General features: G+C 42.6%; 13 protein-coding genes and 1 pseudogene. 6 read left to right on the forward strand and 8 right to left on the reverse strand.

All coding sequences use genetic code 11. The features are described from left to right. The first annotated feature begins 134 nt into the window (after positions 1-134). The 4 genes and pseudogenes from clpB (at position 135) to PCRYO_RS04375 (ending at position 7,926) form a co-directional block, all read left to right on the forward strand. On the forward strand, positions 135-2,732 hold the full coding sequence (gene clpB, locus PCRYO_RS04360; protein ID WP_011513187.1) for an ATP-dependent chaperone ClpB: 2,598 nt from the start codon (positions 135-137) through the stop codon (positions 2,730-2,732). A 202-nt stretch (positions 2,733-2,934) separates the two neighbouring features. Then, complete coding sequence (locus PCRYO_RS04365) at positions 2,935-4,158, forward strand: PQQ-dependent sugar dehydrogenase (RefSeq protein ID WP_041753028.1); 1,224 nt, start codon at positions 2,935-2,937, stop codon at positions 4,156-4,158. Positions 4,159-4,325: 167 nt separating this feature from the next. Next, positions 4,326-5,971, forward strand: a pseudogene (locus PCRYO_RS04370) (BCCT family transporter). 299 nt (positions 5,972-6,270) lie between these two features. Next, entirely contained in the window at positions 6,271-7,926 is a 1,656-nt protein-coding gene (locus tag PCRYO_RS04375) for a BCCT family transporter (protein ID WP_011513189.1), read from the forward strand. Between the two features lie 294 nt (positions 7,927-8,220). On the opposite strand, the gene PCRYO_RS04380 is transcribed toward PCRYO_RS04375, so the two are convergent. Further along, positions 8,221-8,565, reverse strand: coding sequence for a hypothetical protein (locus PCRYO_RS04380; RefSeq protein WP_011513190.1), 345 nt, complete (start codon positions 8,563-8,565; stop codon positions 8,221-8,223). A gap of 335 nt (positions 8,566-8,900) precedes the next feature. On the opposite strand from PCRYO_RS04380, the gene PCRYO_RS04385 reads away from it, so the two are divergent. Next, entirely contained in the window at positions 8,901-9,419 is a 519-nt protein-coding gene (locus PCRYO_RS04385; protein ID WP_011513068.1) for a helix-turn-helix domain-containing protein, read from the forward strand. Beyond that, positions 9,407-10,246: an IS3 family transposase gene (locus PCRYO_RS04390; RefSeq protein WP_083759463.1), complete on the forward strand. Its 840-nt coding sequence runs from the start codon at positions 9,407-9,409 to the stop codon at positions 10,244-10,246. Before PCRYO_RS04385 ends, PCRYO_RS04390 begins: the two co-directional genes overlap by 13 nt. A 126-nt stretch (positions 10,247-10,372) precedes the next feature. On the opposite strand, the gene PCRYO_RS04395 is transcribed toward PCRYO_RS04390, so the two are convergent. The 7 genes from PCRYO_RS04395 to dnaQ all read right to left on the reverse strand — a co-directional run bounded on the left by PCRYO_RS04395 (position 10,373) and on the right by dnaQ (position 18,703). Beyond that, entirely contained in the window at positions 10,373-10,729 is a 357-nt protein-coding gene (locus tag PCRYO_RS04395) for a DUF3144 domain-containing protein (protein WP_011513191.1), read from the reverse strand. 96 nt (positions 10,730-10,825) lie between these two features. Then, the gene (gene metK / locus PCRYO_RS04400; RefSeq protein ID WP_011513192.1) at positions 10,826-11,992 is read right to left on the reverse strand and encodes a methionine adenosyltransferase; all 1,167 of its coding nucleotides are present in this window, start codon (positions 11,990-11,992) and stop codon (positions 10,826-10,828) included. 464 nt (positions 11,993-12,456) lie between these two features. Continuing rightward, a complete protein-coding gene (nth, locus tag PCRYO_RS04405; protein ID WP_011513193.1) occupies positions 12,457-13,152 on the reverse strand; it encodes an endonuclease III in 696 nt (231 codons plus the stop codon). Positions 13,153-13,205: 53 nt separating this feature from the next. Continuing rightward, entirely contained in the window at positions 13,206-14,048 is an 843-nt protein-coding gene (locus PCRYO_RS04410) for an RnfABCDGE type electron transport complex subunit B (protein WP_011513194.1), read from the reverse strand. A gap of 99 nt (positions 14,049-14,147) precedes the next feature. Next, the gene (nudC, locus tag PCRYO_RS04415; RefSeq protein WP_406626819.1) at positions 14,148-14,912 is read right to left on the reverse strand and encodes an NAD(+) diphosphatase; all 765 of its coding nucleotides are present in this window, start codon (positions 14,910-14,912) and stop codon (positions 14,148-14,150) included. A 359-nt stretch (positions 14,913-15,271) separates the two neighbouring features. Next, positions 15,272-16,954 (reverse strand): hypothetical protein, encoded by a 1,683-nt coding sequence (locus PCRYO_RS04420; protein ID WP_226939336.1) that lies wholly within the window; start codon positions 16,952-16,954, stop codon positions 15,272-15,274. Between the two features lie 150 nt (positions 16,955-17,104). After that, the gene (gene dnaQ, locus PCRYO_RS04425) at positions 17,105-18,703 is read right to left on the reverse strand and encodes a DNA polymerase III subunit epsilon (protein ID WP_011513197.1); all 1,599 of its coding nucleotides are present in this window, start codon (positions 18,701-18,703) and stop codon (positions 17,105-17,107) included. Positions 18,704-18,830 lie beyond the last annotated feature (127 nt).

Below are 18,830 nucleotides of genomic sequence, written 5' to 3' on the forward strand. Positions count from 1 at the left end.
TTAAATTTACATTGAAATATTACTTAACAAACCCGATATAGATAACAACGAAAAGCTTAAGGCATCTTAATACTTATAAAAAGCCGCAGCTACTATCAGATATAAAATATTATTAATTATAAGAGGAAACAAATATGAGATTCGAGAAGTTTACCCAAAAGTTGCAATCTGCCATTCAAGAAGCACAAAGTCTGGCGTTAGGGCGCGACCATACGGGAATAGACCCTGTGCATTTGCTAGCAGTCTTGCTACAAGATGAGTCTAATTTGTCTATTTGCCAGCAAGCGGGCGCCTCTATTCCTGCGCTAAAAAATGGCGTGGCAAAAGCGCTCGACAACCAAGCAACGATTAGTGAGCCAACAGGAGACGTTAATCTAAACCCAAATTCAGTCAAAATTCTGAACTTGGCAGACCGCCAAGCACAAAAAGAAGGTGATGATTTTATCGCCACCGAATGGGTAATGTTGGCACTGGCTGAACAAGGCGATACCAAAAAGGTATTTGAAAGTGCGGGTGTTACAGCCAATAAATTGAAAGCCGTGATTGAGCAATTACGCGGTGATGATACCGTGAATAATCAAAACGCTGAAGATCAGCGTGATGCCCTCAATAAATATACGATTAACTTAACGGAGCAAGCAGAGCTAGGTAAGCTTGATCCTGTGATTGGTCGTGACGAAGAGATTCGCCGTACCATTCAGGTGTTGTCGCGCCGTACCAAAAATAACCCTGTGCTTATTGGTGAGCCGGGTGTTGGTAAAACGGCCATTGTAGAAGGTTTGGCTCAAAAAATTATTAATGGTGATGTACCAGAAGGTTTACGTCGCAAAGAAGTGCTGTCGTTGGACTTAGGTGCGTTAATTGCGGGGGCAAAATTCCGTGGTGAGTTCGAAGAGCGACTTAAAGCGGTACTTAGTGACTTATCGAAGCAAGAAGGTAACGTTATCCTATTCATCGATGAGTTGCATACTTTAGTAGGTGCTGGTAAAGCAGATGGCGCGATGGACGCTGGTAATATGCTCAAACCAGCGCTTGCTCGCGGTGAGCTGCACTGCGTCGGTGCGACGACTTTAGATGAATATCGTAAGTATATTGAAAAAGATGCAGCACTTGAGCGTCGTTTCCAAAAAGTATTGGTTGATGAGCCAACGGTCGAAGACACCATTGCGATATTGCGTGGTCTAAAAGAGCGCTATGAGCTTCATCATGGAGTCGATATCCAAGACAGCGCCATCATTGCTGCTGCGCGGATGAGCCATCGTTATATTACTGATCGCAAGTTACCGGATAAGGCGATTGACTTGATTGATGAAGCCGCCAGTCGCTTACGTATGGAGATGGACAGCAAACCTGAATCTTTAGGTAAGCTCGATAGCCGTCTGATACAGCTAAAAATGCAGCGCGAAGTACTCAAAAATGAAGAAGATGCTGGTGCGCAAGCAGAGCGTAAAGTGCTTGATGCACAAATTGAAGAGTTAGAGAAAGAATACGCTGATCTCAACGAGATCTGGCAAGCAGAAAAAGCTTTGGTCAAAGGCAGTCAGCAGCTAAAAGACGAGCTGGACAAAGCGCGTATTGCTTATGATAAAGCCAGTCGTGAAGGCGATTATGAGATCATGAGTAAGCTACAATACGAGACGATTCCGCAGTTAGAGCGCCGTATCCATGAGTCTGACCTGGCAGAGCAAAAAGAGCAGACTGGTGAAAATAGTGGTGTAAAACTGCTGCGTAACAAAGTCACGGATAATGAAATTGCTGAAGTCGTTGCTGCAGCGACGGGTATTCCAGTCAGTAAAATGATGCAAGGCGAGCGTGATAAGATGCTGGCAATGGAAGAAAAACTCCATGAGCGCGTCATCGGTCAAGACGAAGCAGTTGAAGCGGTAGCCAATGCGGTACGCCGTAGCCGTGCTGGCTTGTCTGATCCGAATCGTCCTTCAGGTTCATTCTTATTCTTAGGACCTACGGGTGTCGGTAAGACTGAGCTGACCAAGTCATTGGCGAACTTCTTGTTCGATAGTGAAGATGCTATTGTACGTATCGATATGAGTGAGTATATGGAGAAGCACAGCGTCAGCCGCTTGGTTGGTGCCCCGCCAGGCTACGTCGGTTATGAAGAAGGTGGTGCCTTGACTGAAGCGGTACGCCGTAAACCTTATAGTGTGATTTTGTTTGATGAAGTTGAAAAAGCGCATCCTGATGTGTTTAATATCTTGCTACAAGTGTTGGATGATGGTCGTTTGACTGACTCACAAGGTCGTGTCGTTGATTTCAAGAATACTGTGATTATTATGACCAGTAACTTGGGTTCGCATAAAATCCAAGAAATGGTCGGCGAGAGCTATGAGGATATCAAAGCTGAAGTGATGGATTCAGTTGGGCAGCATTTCCGTCCAGAGTTTGTCAACCGTATCGATGAGATCGTGGTATTCCATCCACTAGGTATGTCGCAGATGGCAGGTATTGCTGCGATTCAGTTAAACCGCTTGCGTCAGCGTTTATATGAGCGTGAGTTAGATATCGAGTTATCAGCAGAAGCGATGAATAAGCTGGTTGCGGTTGGTTATGATCCTGTTTATGGCGCGCGTCCACTCAAGCGTGCCATTCAGCAAGAGATTGAAAACCCATTGTCATTGAAGCTGCTGGCAGGTGACTTTGTTGCTGGTGATATCATCAAAGTCGATGTCGGTGTGGATGATAAGCTGACATTTGATAAGCTTAGAATGAGCTAATCGTTCATTTTAGCCCTTGACCCGAAACTAAGCCCCTTATTTGCCCATTTTTTATACCGGCAAGTAAGGGGTTTTTACTTTGTGCGCCATCATTATTTTTACTCTTGCCATACTTAGATTATGTTATAAATAATCTAAGCTCTAATTATATAAATATAAAATTTATGGAGATAAAAGAATGATAATAATAAATAGGCAGTATATGAGTAAACCATTAACGTTACCGATAATTATCACAGCATTACTGTTTAGTACTTCTGCTTGTTCAAATCAATCTGCCACTGATACCAATGCCGATTTGGCAAAATATCAAGAAGCTGAAACCTCAGTAGCAGATGTTGCAAGTACGGACAAACCTGCCTTTACCACAAAAGCCGTTGCCACCTTTGATGAGCCATGGGCAATGACTGCATTACCTATCGTTAGTAATAAACCATCAAAACTGCTTGTCACACAAAAGACAGGCGAATTATTCATTGTTGATACGGCAACAGGTACTAAGACAGAAATCGCTAGCGTGCCTAAAGTCGCTTACGGGGGACAAGGCGGTCTTGGTGATATTATTCTTGCACCAGATTTTGTTACCTCTAACAACGTATATATCAGCTACGTTGAGGCAGGCACTGGTGATGATAGTAATAAATTTGGTGCAAAAGTCATTAAAGCCAAACTATCAGGTTTGGATACTGATCAACCAAGTTTGCAGAAGATGGTCCCAATTTGGCAGCAGACGCCAAAGGTAGATGGGCAAGGGCATTACAGCCACCGTTTATTATTTTCACCTGATGGGCAATATTTATATATCAGCTCAGGCGAACGTCAAGAAAAACCTCCTGCTCAAGACATGACTGTCAATTTGGGAAAAATAATACGGTTAAATACTGACGGCTCGATGCCAATGGACAATCCATTTGTGAGTAATAATGACATCGCTGCTCAATTTTGGAGCATAGGACATCGTAATGTACTCGGGATGGCATTCGATAGTAAAGAGCAGTTGTGGGCGCATGAAATGGGTCCACGAGGTGGTGATGAGTTCAATCTGATTGAAAAAGGTAAGAATTACGGCTGGCCAATCGTATCAAATGGTCGCAATTATTCTGGTGTGGATATTCCTGATCACAGTACGCGTCCTGAGCTTGAAGCACCCAAAATCACATGGACACCAGTCATATCCCCTTCATCAATAAGTATGTATTCGACTGGTAAGCACAATGATTTTCCGGCGTGGCAAGGTAATGCGCTGATCAGTGGTTTATCCTCCAAAGCGCTGATAGTTGTTAATTTCGATGAAAATAATGGTGCGACTGAGCGCTATCGCTATGATATGGGCGAGCGTATTCGTAGTGTACTGGTTGCAGATGGGCAGGTTTGGGCGCTTGAAGATGGTAATGGTGGGCGATTACTGAGACTATCGCCTAAGTAGGATCGTGCTAAAGTTGTTTTTATTTGTATAGTTATTTAGTTATTCTAAAAAAAATTATTAATTTATTTAGAAAAAATTAAGGGTTTTATCAAGTTTTAATTTGTAATTGATTGATACTTAAAGCCTATTTTGTTAAGGTGATGTTCCTTAAATTTTGAGACTTGCACATGGAAGAAGTAAAAGTAGGCAGATTAGGCCCTTTTCCACGGGTGAGTAAACCTGTGTTTATTACCTCAACACTGTTGATTGTTGGATTCATTATTTTCGGTGCACTTTTCACTGAAACAGCAGGGGCTCTCTTTAGTTTTTTACAAAATTTTATTACCGATAAATTCGGCTGGCTGTTTATTCTCTTAGTTAATGCGGCGCTTGCACTTTGTATTTACTTAGCCATGAGTCGCTATGGTGACATTCGGCTAGGCAATCAGACGGAGCGACCACAGTACAATCTGTTTTCGTGGATTGGCATGTTGTTTTCCGCAGGTATTGGTATTGGCCTAGTTTATTGGGGCACAGCGGAGCCGTTGTATCATTTCATGGCACCACCAATGAGCGATGCCGAAACGGTTGCAGCAGCAAAGCAAGCGATGAACATCTCATTTATGCATTGGGGTCTACACGCTTGGGCGATCTATACGATTGTGGCGCTATCTTTAGCGTATTTTCATTTCCGCCGCGGTCTGCCCTTATCGATTCGATCAACTCTATACCCTATACTCGGTAAACGAATCTATGGTCGATGGGGACATACTGTCGATATCTTGGCCGTATTTGGTACGATGTTTGGCGTGGTCACCTCACTAGGGCTAGGAGTGCTGCAGATCAACTCCGGACTCGAAAAGCTATTTGGTACACCTAATAGTCTCACTGTACAGTTTGGTTTGATTGCTTTCATCACAGGGCTTGCAGCCATTTCCGTTATGATGGGTTTAGATAAAGGTATTAAGCGACTTAGTGACATTAACATTGGATTCACGATCGTCTTATTGGCGTTTATGGTCATTTTAGGACCGACACTCTTTATCTTTGATAGCTTTATTGAAAACATCGGAAACTATCTGACCGTGATTGTGCCTCTAGGTACATGGGGCGAGTCTTATAGTGGGACAGATTGGCAGAGTAGTTGGACGATATTTTATTGGGCATGGTGGGTCAGTTGGGCACCATTCGTTGGTATCTTTATTGCCCGTATCTCTCGTGGTCGTACCATTCGTGAATTTACGCTTGGGGTATTACTGATCCCAATGCTTATTTTGTTCTTCTGGTTTACGACCTTTGGCGGCGTTGCTGTTCATATGGAACTTGCCTCTGCTGTGTCAGGTATTATAGCCCAGGATTGGTTGAAGCGGTACAAGCAGATACCGGTAGTGCGATCTTTAAATTGGTTGAATACTATCCATTGGCAAAACCGATTACGCTACTGATCGTCGTTATGATTATGCTTTGGTTTGTGACGTCATCAGACTCGGCCAGTTTTGTTATCGATATGCTGACAGCTGGTGGTGATACCAATCCACCAAAAATTCAGCGTTTGTTTTGGGCAACTACAGAAGGCGTTATCGCTGCTATACTACTAGCGGCTGGTGGGCTGTCTGCTTTGCAGGCCGCTGCTATCGTAGCAGGACTACCGTTTGCCTTAGTGATTTTTGTCATGATGTACGCGTTGTTACGTGGTCTTAGCCGCGATCGTCTGATTCTATATCGAGCTCAGCAGAATTTTATTACTGATGAATCGGCAGATCACAACTCGGCTAATGAGTTCGTCGACGAGCATTTGTTGAAAGGCCCACCTAAAATTGTAAAGGGTGATTAATCAACGCGATGCTGATTAATAGTCATGAATTAGGGCTTAGATAAGCAACCTGTGATTAAGCGAAGAAAGATCAAGAGTGTGCTGACAGTCGTTTCAATCAATGATTGACAGCTCACTATATCTGTTTTTTATTTATTAAAAAACGATAAAATACTTGTAATATCAAATCCTAAGATGCATGGTTATCTTAGGATTTTTTTATTTGTTGACCAATAGCAAGGTTATAAAGTGTCTGATTCGATTTGATAGTTGTGTAATATCTTGTTAAGGTGAGCCCCTTCAAAAACTGAGACGACTAAATGGATCATGTAAAAGTTGGCCGCTTGGGCCCTTTTCCACGGGTAAGTAAACCTGTGTTCTTAACTTCAGCACTATTAATTCTGGTGTTTATCATCTTTGGTGCTTTTTTTAATGAGCAAGCAGAACTGGTATTTGGTCACGCAAAAGCATTCGTGTCTTTGCGCTTTGGCTGGTTCTTTATTGTGGTGGTTAACTTAACGCTAGTGATGAGTATTTATATGATATTCAGTCGCTATGGCGATATCAGGCTTGGTCATCAGAACGAGAAGCCCGAGTATAATATAGTCTCCTGGATTGGCATGCTGTTTTCAGCTGGCATCGGTATTGGACTGCTCTATTGGGGCACCGCTGAACCCTTGTACCATTTTATGGCGCCGCCATTGGGAGAGCCCGAAACGATCGCCGCCGCCAAGCAAGCGATGAATATCTCGTTCCTGCATTATGGCTTACATGTGTGGGCGCTCTACGGCATGGTTGCTTTGTCATTGGCTTATTTTCACTACCGAGTGGGTTTACCACTGGCCATCCGCTCGACACTTTATCCTATATTGGGTAAGAAAATCTATGGTGGTTGGGGTCATACGGTCGATACGCTGGCGGTATTTGGGACGATGTTTGGGGTAGTGACCACGTTAGGTCTTGGGGTATTGCAGATTAACTCAGGTCTTGAGACGTTATTTGGTATTCCCAATAATATTACAGTGCAAATTATATTGATTGCCTTAATCACTATGCTGGCTGGTCTATCTCTGTTTATGGGATTAGATAAAGGGATTAAGCGCTTAAGTGATACCAATATATTATTTACTGTGATATTGCTAAGCTTTGTGATTATTTTAGGACCGACTCAGTTTATTATAAATAGCTTTGTAGAGAACATCGGCAACTATTTACATCAGATTGTGCCACTAGGTCTTTGGACAGAGTCTTATAACGGTGAAGAAAACTGGCAAGCATCATGGACGATTTTCTATTGGGCATGGTGGATAAGCTGGTCGCCTTTCGTTGGGGTGTTCGTGGCTCGTATCTCTCGTGGTCGTACGATTCGTGAATTCATATTGGGAGTGTTGTTGATTCCTATTACCATATTGTTCTTATGGTTTACCGCTTTTGGTGGTTCAGCCGTTAATATGGAGCTAATGGCGGCGGCGGACCCCAATATTATCAGTCCTGGCTTGATCGAGGCGGTCCAAGCAGATACTGGCAGTGCCATCTTTAAGTTGATGGAGTCTTATCCGCTAACATCGGCTGTGAACTTGCTCATCGTGGTAATGATTGTTCTTTGGTTTGTCACGTCATCGGATTCAGCCAGTTTCGTCATTGATATGTTGACCTCAGGTGGCGATGCTAATCCACCGAAAATTCAGCGCTTATTTTGGGCGGGTACCGAAGGTGTCATCGCAGCGGTACTATTGGCAGCAGGTGGCTTGAGTGCACTACAAGCGGCTTCCATTGTGTCAGGTTTTCCTTTTGCGATAGTGATAGTCGTAATGATGTATTCGCTACTACGTGGCTTAAGTCGTGACCGTTTGATATTGTATCGCAATCAGCAATGGTTTATCACCGAGGAATCTGCTGAGCACAATTCAGCCAATGAATTTCGTGATGAAGACTTGCTCACAGGTCCGCCTGATATTGAAAAGCCTGAAGGTTAAGAGTTTTTTAGACAATGCTTAAATAGTACTTAAGCTAAAAAATAATTCAAAAAGCCCCAGCTTTATCATAAGTTGGGGCTTTTTAATTTCTACTGATATATCTATAGTCAATCCACTATAAATCAAACACAGTGCTACTGGGATAAGTTTTGCGCCGCCTCTGTCTGCGCAGGCACAGCAAGCAAGAAAAATTTATACCAGTAGCGCGTTATAATATTTGTACTTATTTTATTTAGGACTGACTATATTATGATGAAAAGTATTTGATTAGAGTTACCAGAGGTAGGATGTAAACTACACACATTGTCCTTTTACATAACCGACTGCAGAGGTAGTACCACATGCTGAACAGGCGTTGCCCGCAGTACGATAACTGAAACCTGATTGGTTTTTTACAGTGACACAGACAGGATCATACTGTGCGGTACACATGGTTTGCTCAGGATTAAAGGGTGGGCATTTATTGAAAGGATTGTTAATTGAGCCTTGATTACTGCTAGCACTGTGGTCTTTATTGTTTTCAGTGCTATGAATAGGCGGCTCAGAATGGGTGCTGATTGGAAGATTATTACAACCAGATAATGTGATGGCTACTGAGAGCCCTAGTATTGACAGCCACGGTTTAGATAAATGATTCATAATAATGTTTCCTTATAAATAGCGCTCGATAACTTCCTGTTATCAACAGTCAACGACAACCATATCAGAAATAGAATGATACAAATGGATAGTAACTTATTTAGGAGAAGTCATCCACCACATCATATGATAAGTACAAAATAAAATCGAGAAAATTATACATATATATAGCTATACTACTGCTATGTATTTTGCTCAATGCGTGAGAAAAGCTGCAAAAACTTCATAGCAATAGCATTGTTGGTTTTAATAGCTTTCTATCATTTACAAGCAAATAAAAACCCCAAGCTTGAACCGACCCCCATAAGTTGGACACAACTTATGGGGGTATTTTTATGCGTTACGATCTAGACTTTAAGATGCAAGTCATCGCATACTATCTGCAAGGACATACCGGACTTGCCACAAGTGAGAAGTTTAAAGTAGATTCGAAACTTGTACAAAAATGGGTTAAGCAATATCAAAGCGGTGGTATAGACGCGATCAAGCCAAAGACAAGTAAGGCTAAATACAGCAGTGGGTTTAAATACAAAGTGATTACGACCATGCTGACGCAAGGATTAAGTCAATCCGAGGTCGCTTTAACATTTAATATCAGCTCACCTGCTTTAATTAGCCACTGGCACAAAGCATATCGACAACAAGGCATGTCTGGACTAATAACCAAGCCTAAAGGTAGAGCCGCCATGACCAAGCCATTTATCACAAGCAAACCAGATGATGAGAAAACCTTAGCAGAGCTTAAGCGTGAGAATGAATACCTACGTGCAGAGGTTGCGTACCTAAAAAAGCTCGATGCCTTGCTCAAAGCGGAGGAACAAGCAGGCAAAAAGCAAGGCTCATCGAAGCACTAAGACAAGAGCACCCTTTATCTGCTTTGCTAAACATCGCTAAGATGGCTAAAAGTGTCTTTTACTACCATAGGTGTCAGTTTGACGTTAAAGACAAATATGGAGACTTAAAACAGCGTATTACTGAGCTTTACCATCAGCATAAAGGCAGGTATGGTTATCGTAGAGTCACGGCTGCATTAAAGCAGCTAGATTGTCATCATAACCATAAGCTCATCGCTAAGCTTATGCATGACATGAAGCTTAGCGCAAAGATAAGACGTCAGAAGTATCGCTCCTATAAAGGACAACAAGGTAAGATTGCGAAGAACTATTTAAAACGCCAGTTTCATGCAGATAAACCAAATAAGCGCTGGCTGACCGATATTACTGAGTTTAAGGTGGGTGATGATAAGCTGTATTTGTCACCCATACTTGATTGTTATAACAATGAGATTGTCAGTTATACACTCTCAAAGAGACCCACTTATGACTTAGTTGGCAAGATGCTAGAGGATGCTTTGGCAAAGACGAAAGCGTGCCGTGATAACAAGTTAATGCTGCACTCTGATCAAGGATGGCATTATCAAATGAGACTGTTTGGACAGGTGCTGAAACAGCATGGTATTAAGCAAAGTATGAGCAGAAAAGGCAACTGTTTGGATAATGCGCTCATGGAGGGGTTCTTTGGTACCCTAAAGTGTGAGACGATTTATATTGAAAAGCCTAATTCGATTGAAGGTTTAGAGAAACAGATTCATGAGTATATTCACTACTATAATCATGAAAGAATTCAACTCAAACTAAAAGGACTGAGTCCTGTTAAGTACAGAACTCAGTCCTTGATATAAACTAAACCGTCCAACATTTGGGGGTCAGTTCAGCTTAATAGTAAGCTTAGGGTTTTTTATTTGCTCAAAGATAATTTCTGCCATTAAAGATGCTCAGATAAATATCTTTAACCAAGCATAACCGTTTTATTTAGCAGGCTTATCATCTTGATTAAGCTGAATATATTTATCAAAGTTCTGCGCATAATCAGTCAAGTTGTCGCTCAGCATTTGGCGATATTGTTTGGTATAAAATTCGACAATATCATCCTTTTCTTTGGCAAAATCATCACCTTTTACAAAGCCGATTGAGGCGACTGATGCGCTATAACGTGCTGCGGCATAAAGCAGTGACGCACCTACTTGACCTGAGTGCGCATCAGGACCTAATTGACTGTTTGCTACACCAATAATGGCATCAGCACGTTGATAAAACGACTGCATTTCAGGGGTGATTTCAAGACTTGCATCAATCTCATTGTTTTGAGCATTCTCTTGAGACATAAACGACTCCTAATAATGGTAGGTAAATTTAAATGTATCACAGCAGTCTAATAACTGGATAAGATAATAGGTACAAAAAGGGTTTTAGCAAAAATTTTATAAGCCAGCATCCGCTTTTAAAATCTTAGCTTTGTCAGTTTTTTCCCACGTAAAGGCGGTTTCAGAACCTTGGCGACCAAAATGTCCAAAACTGGCGGTTTGCTGATACATCGGCTGCAATAAATTCAGCATACGGGTGATACCATACGGACGTAAGTCAAAATGCGTACGAATCAAGCTAATGATTTCATCGTTGCTGATTTTGTTAGTACCAAAAGTGTTAATCGAAATAGAAGTCGGTTCAGCAACGCCAATGGCATAGCTTACTTGTACTTCACAGCGATCGGCAATACCAGCAGCGACGATGTTTTTAGCCACGTAACGCACCGCATAAGCTGCACTGCGATCGACTTTTGAGGGATCTTTACCACTAAATGCGCCGCCACCGTGACGCGCCATACCGCCATAAGTATCAACAATAATCTTACGACCGGTCAGTCCTGCATCACCAACAGGACCACCGATGACGAATTTGCCAGTCGGGTTGATATGATAACGTGTACCAGCATGTAGTAGCTCTGCCGGGAGTACTTGTTTGATAATTGACTCCATGATCGCTTCTTGTAAATCAGCTTGCGAGATACTTGGATCATGCTGCGTAGATAAGACGACCGCGTCAATAGCAACAGGTTTATTGCCATCATATTTAAGCGTGACTTGTGCTTTGGCATCCGGACGTAACCAAGGTAGTTCGCCTGCGCGGCGCAACTCCGACTGACGCTCCATCAAGCGATGAGCATACTCGATAGGGGCGGGCATCAATACTTCAGTTTCATTGCTAGCATAACCAAACATCAAACCTTGGTCACCAGCGCCTTGTTCTTCAGGGTCAGCGCGGTCAACACCTTGGGCAATCTCAGGCGATTGTTTACCAAGCATATTAATAACCGCACATGTCTCGCCATCAAAACCCAAGTCTGAATGATGATAACCAATGCCATTAACCGTATCACGCACGATGCGCTCAACGTCGATATTTGCCGTGGTGGTTATTTCACCTGCCAATACGACAGCGCCAGTTTTGACTAGGGTCTCACATGCCACGCGTGCATGTAAATCTTGCCGTAAGATGGCATCAAGGATAGCGTCTGAGATTTGATCAGCCATTTTGTCAGGATGACCTTCGCTCACAGATTCTGAGGTAAATAAGTTGTATTCGCGCATAATAGGATCGCTTAATTGAATCAATAAAGATAGGAAAAAGCATAACGTCTGGGCGCTGCTTTAATTGGTATTGGCCAAACAATGTATTGCTTGGTGTTTAATTGGTACTACTTAATTCACTTATTCATAAATGCATGTGTTATATAAATTTACATAAGGCACAGATTTCTATAAATCATATGGGGTCAGGCTAAGAGAGCGATAGCTTTGCGTTGTACTATATCGAATTATTAACTGACAACGTGCTTGAAGCTGTCGCCAATCATACGTCTATCACCTGATTATCAGCAGGATCAAAAATATGACGTACTTGCCAAAAAATACGCTTATTCTAACTCGAAACGCAATAAAACTCTAGTGAGCTGCACTCGTTCTATTATAAGTAATGCTCAATCATGATATTATTATAATTTAGCATAAGTATATTGATCGATAGGCTTTGCGATCATTATCATCTGCTCACATTACAACTCTAAAAATACTGCTTTATCTTTAAACATACATTCGTCATAAACAGGACAAGCGCCGCATTTTGGGGTACGAGCCTGACAAGTATAGCGCCCGTGCAAAATAAGATAATGATGAGCATCAACGATAAAGTCATCGGGGATACGTTCGACCAGTTTCTTCTCAACGATTAAGACGTTTTTGCCAGTGGCAAGTCCCGTACGATTACCCACTCGAAAGATATGGGTATCGACCGCCATCGTCGGCTGTCCAAAGGCTGTATTTAGAACTACATTCGCCGTCTTGCGCCCGACGCCCGCTAGAGACTCTAAGTCTTTACGGTTGTCAGGGACGGTGCTATTAAATTTCTCAATCAAGTCACGGCAAGTTTTGATGACGTTTTTGGCTTTGGCATTAAACAAGCCGATATTCTTAATATAGGATTTCAAACCTTCTTCGCCTAAAGCGAGTATTGCCTCAGGCGTATTCGCCACCGGATAGAGCTGATTGGTGGCAATATTGACGCTGACATCAGTCGCCTGCGCTGATAATATAACTGCGATAAGCAGCTCAAAGTTACTCTTATAATTGAGCTCAGTCACTGGCTCATCAATTGTCGCCGCCAATTTCTCAAAAAATGGACGCACATCACGGTTGGGCATGCGCCTCGATGGCGGAGTATCAGCTGTTTTATGTTTGACGGTTTTACTCATGGTATTTTTACCATTATTTTGTTCATTGGTTATTCAAAAGTAGATATTGGCTATTAAAGTTGTGCAAGCTCAGCTTTTAATTCATTCAATTCTGCTTGTTTGCTTTCATTGGGACGTACGCTAAGCTGTTTTTCTAACTTTTTAATTTTACTGCGCAGCTTTGCCGCTGCAATAGTGTTTTTTGCTTGAGCTTCACTGATATTTAACGACTGACTGGCGGCATTATTCAGTTTTGCCTCCACCATGCTGACCACGGGTCTACTATTGCTGCTATCCGCAAGTTGCTTGCTGACACGATTTAAATGGGTATGATAACGCTGTCTCAAATCCTCTTGCTCAAGGGTGCGCTCAGGTGTCGAAAGCGTACGCTCAACCGTGACCAAATCGATGCAGTCAACAGGGCAGGGCGCTATACATAATTCACAGCCCGTGCATAAATCCGTAAAAATAGTATGCATATGCTTGCCAGTACCAACGATGGCATCAACAGGGCAGGCGGGAATACATTTGGTACAGCCAATGCAATCATCTTCACGAATGACGGCACGCACTTCAACAGGCCGCTGAGAAGTAGAATCTAACGGCCATTTTGAAGGTTCAGCGCTTAGTGTTGGCATATCAGCATCGATAATCTGCGCGATAGTATCCGCCACTGGCTGACCACCCGGTACACACTTATTATGTGGCTCACCATCCATCACGATAGCAACTGCATAAGGTAAGCAACCATCAGCATGGTCGCATAGACCGCACTGTGTTTGCGGTAGGCTGCCATCAATGCGCGCAATTTTTTCCTGAACATCAGCAGGCAATGTTTCTATCTTCAGCGAATCGAATAAGATTGGCAGATTGGTTAAACGGATATGATTGCTGTTTTTATTCATGGTGCTTTGCATTTAATGTAAAACCTTTATATCAGTGCTAGATGCTGATATTAAAATAAATAGGATAATAGTGATATGGATAAATGCTGAATGAGGCGTTGATATGATAGATTAAAGCAAAATACCTTGCTCATTGGCAATTTGCGCAATCAGCTCATAAGCAATGCTACCCTTAAAGGGTATTTTTGGCAGCTTTGATAGATCGAAAAAATCTGCATGTGATAGCTCATCTTCTTGTATAACGATATCGCCATCTGCATAAGATGCTCGAAAACCCAACATCAAATTAGACGGAAACGGCCATGGTTGACTGTTCACATAGCGAATATCGGACAAGCTAAGACCCACTTCTTCTGCCACTTCGCGTACCACAGCATGCTCTAGGCTTTCACCTACTTCTACAAAGCCTGCAATCAAACCGTATAGTAACGGTTGGGGCGACTGTAATAAATGAGAGGCTGTTTTTTGCTGACCGTAACGATGATGATGAGCCAACAAAATTTGCATTTCACCCGTTTGCGGGTTGGGTCGAGTAATGGCGGTAATGACGCAGGGCTGTACACGCGGATACTGACGCAATCGACAAACGTCACAAACCATAGCACGCTCACCGCATTTGGCAGCTACAGTGCGTGCCGCGCAGCGACTACAAAACTGTGTATCTGCTTGCCAACGAAGTAGTTGTATGGCTTGGCTAAGCTGAGCAGCTAATGCTATGGGCAGGTGCGTGATAAGCTGTCGATAAGGTATAAAAGTGTTAATACTGTTCTCTACATTGCTAATAACGCTGCTATCCAAGTCACTACTTGTTAATTCATCACTGTCTAAAATACTGGGTAAGGCGATATTATGTGCTATTGCATAATCATAAGTGATAGCGCGGCTTGCTTGTACAGTGACAGCATTAGCATTAGCATTAGCATTAGCATTAGCATTAGCATTAGCATTAGCATTAGCATTAGCATTAGCGTTATCAGTATCATCTACATCACTCAGCAGCCAGCTATTGGGCGCTAAGCTATCAAACAATGTAACCTGTCCTAATTGATAAGCTTGCTCACTACTGACATCAGAGTGTGCTAGCTCAACCTGTAAAGGCCACCAGCCATTAGGCGTTTGACGACATAAGATCGTTTCATCAGATAGGACAAAGGCGCAGATCATCATATAGGTTTCCAAACGGTCAAAGACAAGCTCATATCAGCTTGTCTTTGTATAAAAATTTACATAAATGATTAAGCGGCAAGCAATTGGCTTAAGCTATGCTGCCCAACATCCAGTGCTTGTTTGCTGACAGGGCGATTGTTCTCGAAACCGTCTAGATGATGGTCAACTGCCATAATAACATCAGCAATATAAGCTAAGGTGCCATCATCGATACGATTACCACTATTGATACGTTGCTGTAAATAATTTGCCAATTGACTGAGCATACTGGCCGGCATTGGCAATTGTAAAAAACGCACAGCACCGCTTACTTGACGCAGCATTTCAGGGGTATTTTGAATATTAAGAATATCGCGCTCAGGCTCCGCAAGGTAGTCATTGATTGCTTGTTCAGCACTGGCAATTGCCGTACGACTCTCTTCTATCAAGGTATCATAAGCGGTATTCAGCTGATGTAGTGAGATATGAGGATTGTTCAACGGCAGATAAATTGCACCTGGAGTATGCATCTCAGCCATGGCGATGGTCGCGTTTTCTGCATGCATGAGTGCCAATAATAAATGATCAAAATCTTCTGGAGTAGGCGAGCGCCATGTGCTTACGGCTTCTGACGCTTTAATCAGGCTATTGGCGGCATTAGATAGCCCAAGAAGATGCAACGCAGAGCTCAAAGTAGTGAGTTCTTCAATAATTTGCGAGGTCTGCATATCGACTGGATTGATTGAGTCACCACGGGCATAGCTGTCGACATTTTCTTTAATCGTATTGATTTGAGTCTGGATAATGATATTCAAAGTATCCGTCAGCTCACGGTTTGGACCAAACAAGAAGCGCTCCATCTGCTGGCGCTGTGGATCTTCTAAACGGTTGGCGGCGTATTGCTCGCGCAGCACTTTTGCCGCTTCAGTATCACGTTGTCCGGCAAAACTGACCAAATCAGCAAAACGCGTATCCATGACAGGCAAATAGCTTTGGAATTGCTGCTCAACATAAATAAGCGTGTGCTTTTGACTGACATTAAGCGGCAGGATGGCTGCGATATCAGTGACCGCAGCGGACGCTGCTTGCCAAAACAGACTGCTGGTATTTTTCGCTATCAAAGCACAGGCAGCTGACATAGCATCCAATTTTTGCTGATCAGCTTGATTGATGTTGCCATCCCGATTGATCAAAGTAACGCCAAGCCCACTACGATAAGCATAGGTCAGTAGCTCTTGATCAAGGTTGAGCTCATTTAGCGGCTGAAAATTCTTTTCAGGATCGGCGATAATGACACTACTATTACCAAAAGCAGAAAAATAATCAGCAGCAATAGGCGCTATTTGGCTATGAGCATTCAGCTTATTAATAATAGGTAGTAATAAAGCAGGCTCTACCGACTCAGTCAGTAGCACAAATTCAATATAACGATCAAGCGTCATGATCGCTTCGGACAGATCCATGATTAAGTCAATATCACTATTGTCGCCACTGTCATAAAGCTCCTGTAAACCGTGTACAATCGCATTATTGAGTGCCTCTGCACCCACCAAAGATATCAGCTCAAAAATACAAGAAAGCTGTTTTAATACAATAATAGAGTCTAATAATAAGGGCGCTTGGCTATTGTCGTCATTAAATTCGCCCAAATGAATCTCAGTATCTTTAAGTATGACCTTGACCTCATCGTGCAATAAGTGCAGCGATGGCAAATTAAAGTCAGTAACACTAAGCGTTGGCGCGGTCAATTTTATTTGCGTAGAGTGGTTCATAATTATTTTTTCCATAAGATACTGACGAAAATAGCAAATAGTTAGAGAGTAAATTAAAAAATAGCGCTAGATAAGGTTTTACTTTTTATCGTTATAATAATCAAGACTATATTCTCTAATCGCCAATATAAGAAGCGATTTTAATGCCTGTTACATTTTGGCTTTCAGCTCAGGATAATCTTCTGCGAGCGACGCATACCAGCTTTGATTGGCGCCCTCATCAGTACTTGACTCAAGCAATAAAGCCGCTAAATTGGCAAAGCTAGCATGGGCTGTGTGTCCGCCATCCGCTTGCGCGTCATCCTCAATGCCTAGCGTTACTTGTCCGCCAGTCATCGCCAAATAGACTTCTGCTAAAATCTCTGAATCTAGTAATGCCCCGTGAAAGGTACGGTCTTGCTTGCCCACGTCTAAACGACGTACGAGAGCATCAAGAGTATTTTTCTGTCCAGGATACTGCTGCTTTGCCATGACCAGCGAGTCGGTCACTTTTACTCGCTCAGCAAAGTCATGCATGCCAACTTTGGCAAACTCCATATTTAAGAAGTTCATATCAAACGAGGCATTATGAGCGATGATTTCTGCACCATCCATAAAGTCATAGAGCGACTGCGCGACTTGATCAAAGGTTGGTTTGTCCGTTAAAAATGCTTCAGAAATACCGTGAATTCGAATAACTTCTTCATCCATACCGCGCTGTGGGTTGATATAGACGTGGAGCTTTTCGCCAGTGAACTTACGTCCAATCATCTCTACAATACCGACTTCAATGACACGATCGCCTTTTTGCGGATCCAGCCCCGTGGTCTCGGTATCCATAATCAGCTGACGATCAGATTGGTGACAGTTTATTGGCTTGGGTAGCAATGGCTTAAAATATGGATTGGCACGGCTGGTGTCACCATCGAATTTTGGCGTATCTGCTTCAACATTAGTAACCATGTTGGACGCATGGTTATTGATGCTTGTATCAATCAAAGGCGTCTGGGCGTCTGGCATTTCTATAGCACTCATTGAATTGGTGGCATTGTACGGACTAATATTTTCTTCAGCGAAAGCATGAGTATTTATTACACTGTCATTATAACTTTGATTCTCTAGTAGTTCGGCATCAAGCTCATCATCCATCATATCAAAACCTAATGGATCAAAATTTAGCCAATCATCGCTGCTTGATGGCTTTTTATCAGCCATTATTGGCTCTTTTTTTTTAGTACTATCTTGAACGTCTGTTATCAAATCTTCACTACGTGAGGTCACACCTAGGTTCGCAAGCTCATCCGCTTTTTCATTACCAGCATGTCCAGCATGACCTTTGACCCAATGCCAATCAACATCGCGTTTCTGACAGAGCTCATCGAGTCGCTGCCATAGGTCTTGATTGGCGACGGGTTTTTTACTGGCCGTCTTCCAGCCTCTTTTTTTCCAACCTTCAATCCACTCAGTGATGCCTTTTTTGACATAACTTGAGTCTGTCCAAATCTCGAGTTTCTGCTCATGTGAGCTATGAGTAAGCGCTTGTATCGCACCCATCAATTCCATACGATTATTGGTGGTTTCTTTATCACCGCCATAAAAATCCTGCGTCCGTCCGTCGCTAAATATCAGATGAGCGCCCCAGCCACCAGCACCAGGATTGCCTTTACACGCGCCATCTGTGTAAGCAACCGTAGTATCTGCTTTGGCAGCCAATGGGTTTATGGCATTACTGGTGTTAAATGGCTGCGCTGCGCTGCGATTTTCTGACATAAAAATTTACTGACCTAATAGAGAATAAATACAGGATATAGCGAAGCGATTTCACTGATATATTGGAGGCTAATTTTATCTACCTATGTTGGAATTGAGTATAACAAATCCAGCGTTAATAGGGGCA

This window comes from Psychrobacter cryohalolentis K5 (assembly GCF_000013905.1).
Taxonomy (GTDB): Bacteria; Pseudomonadota; Gammaproteobacteria; order Pseudomonadales; family Moraxellaceae; genus Psychrobacter; species Psychrobacter cryohalolentis.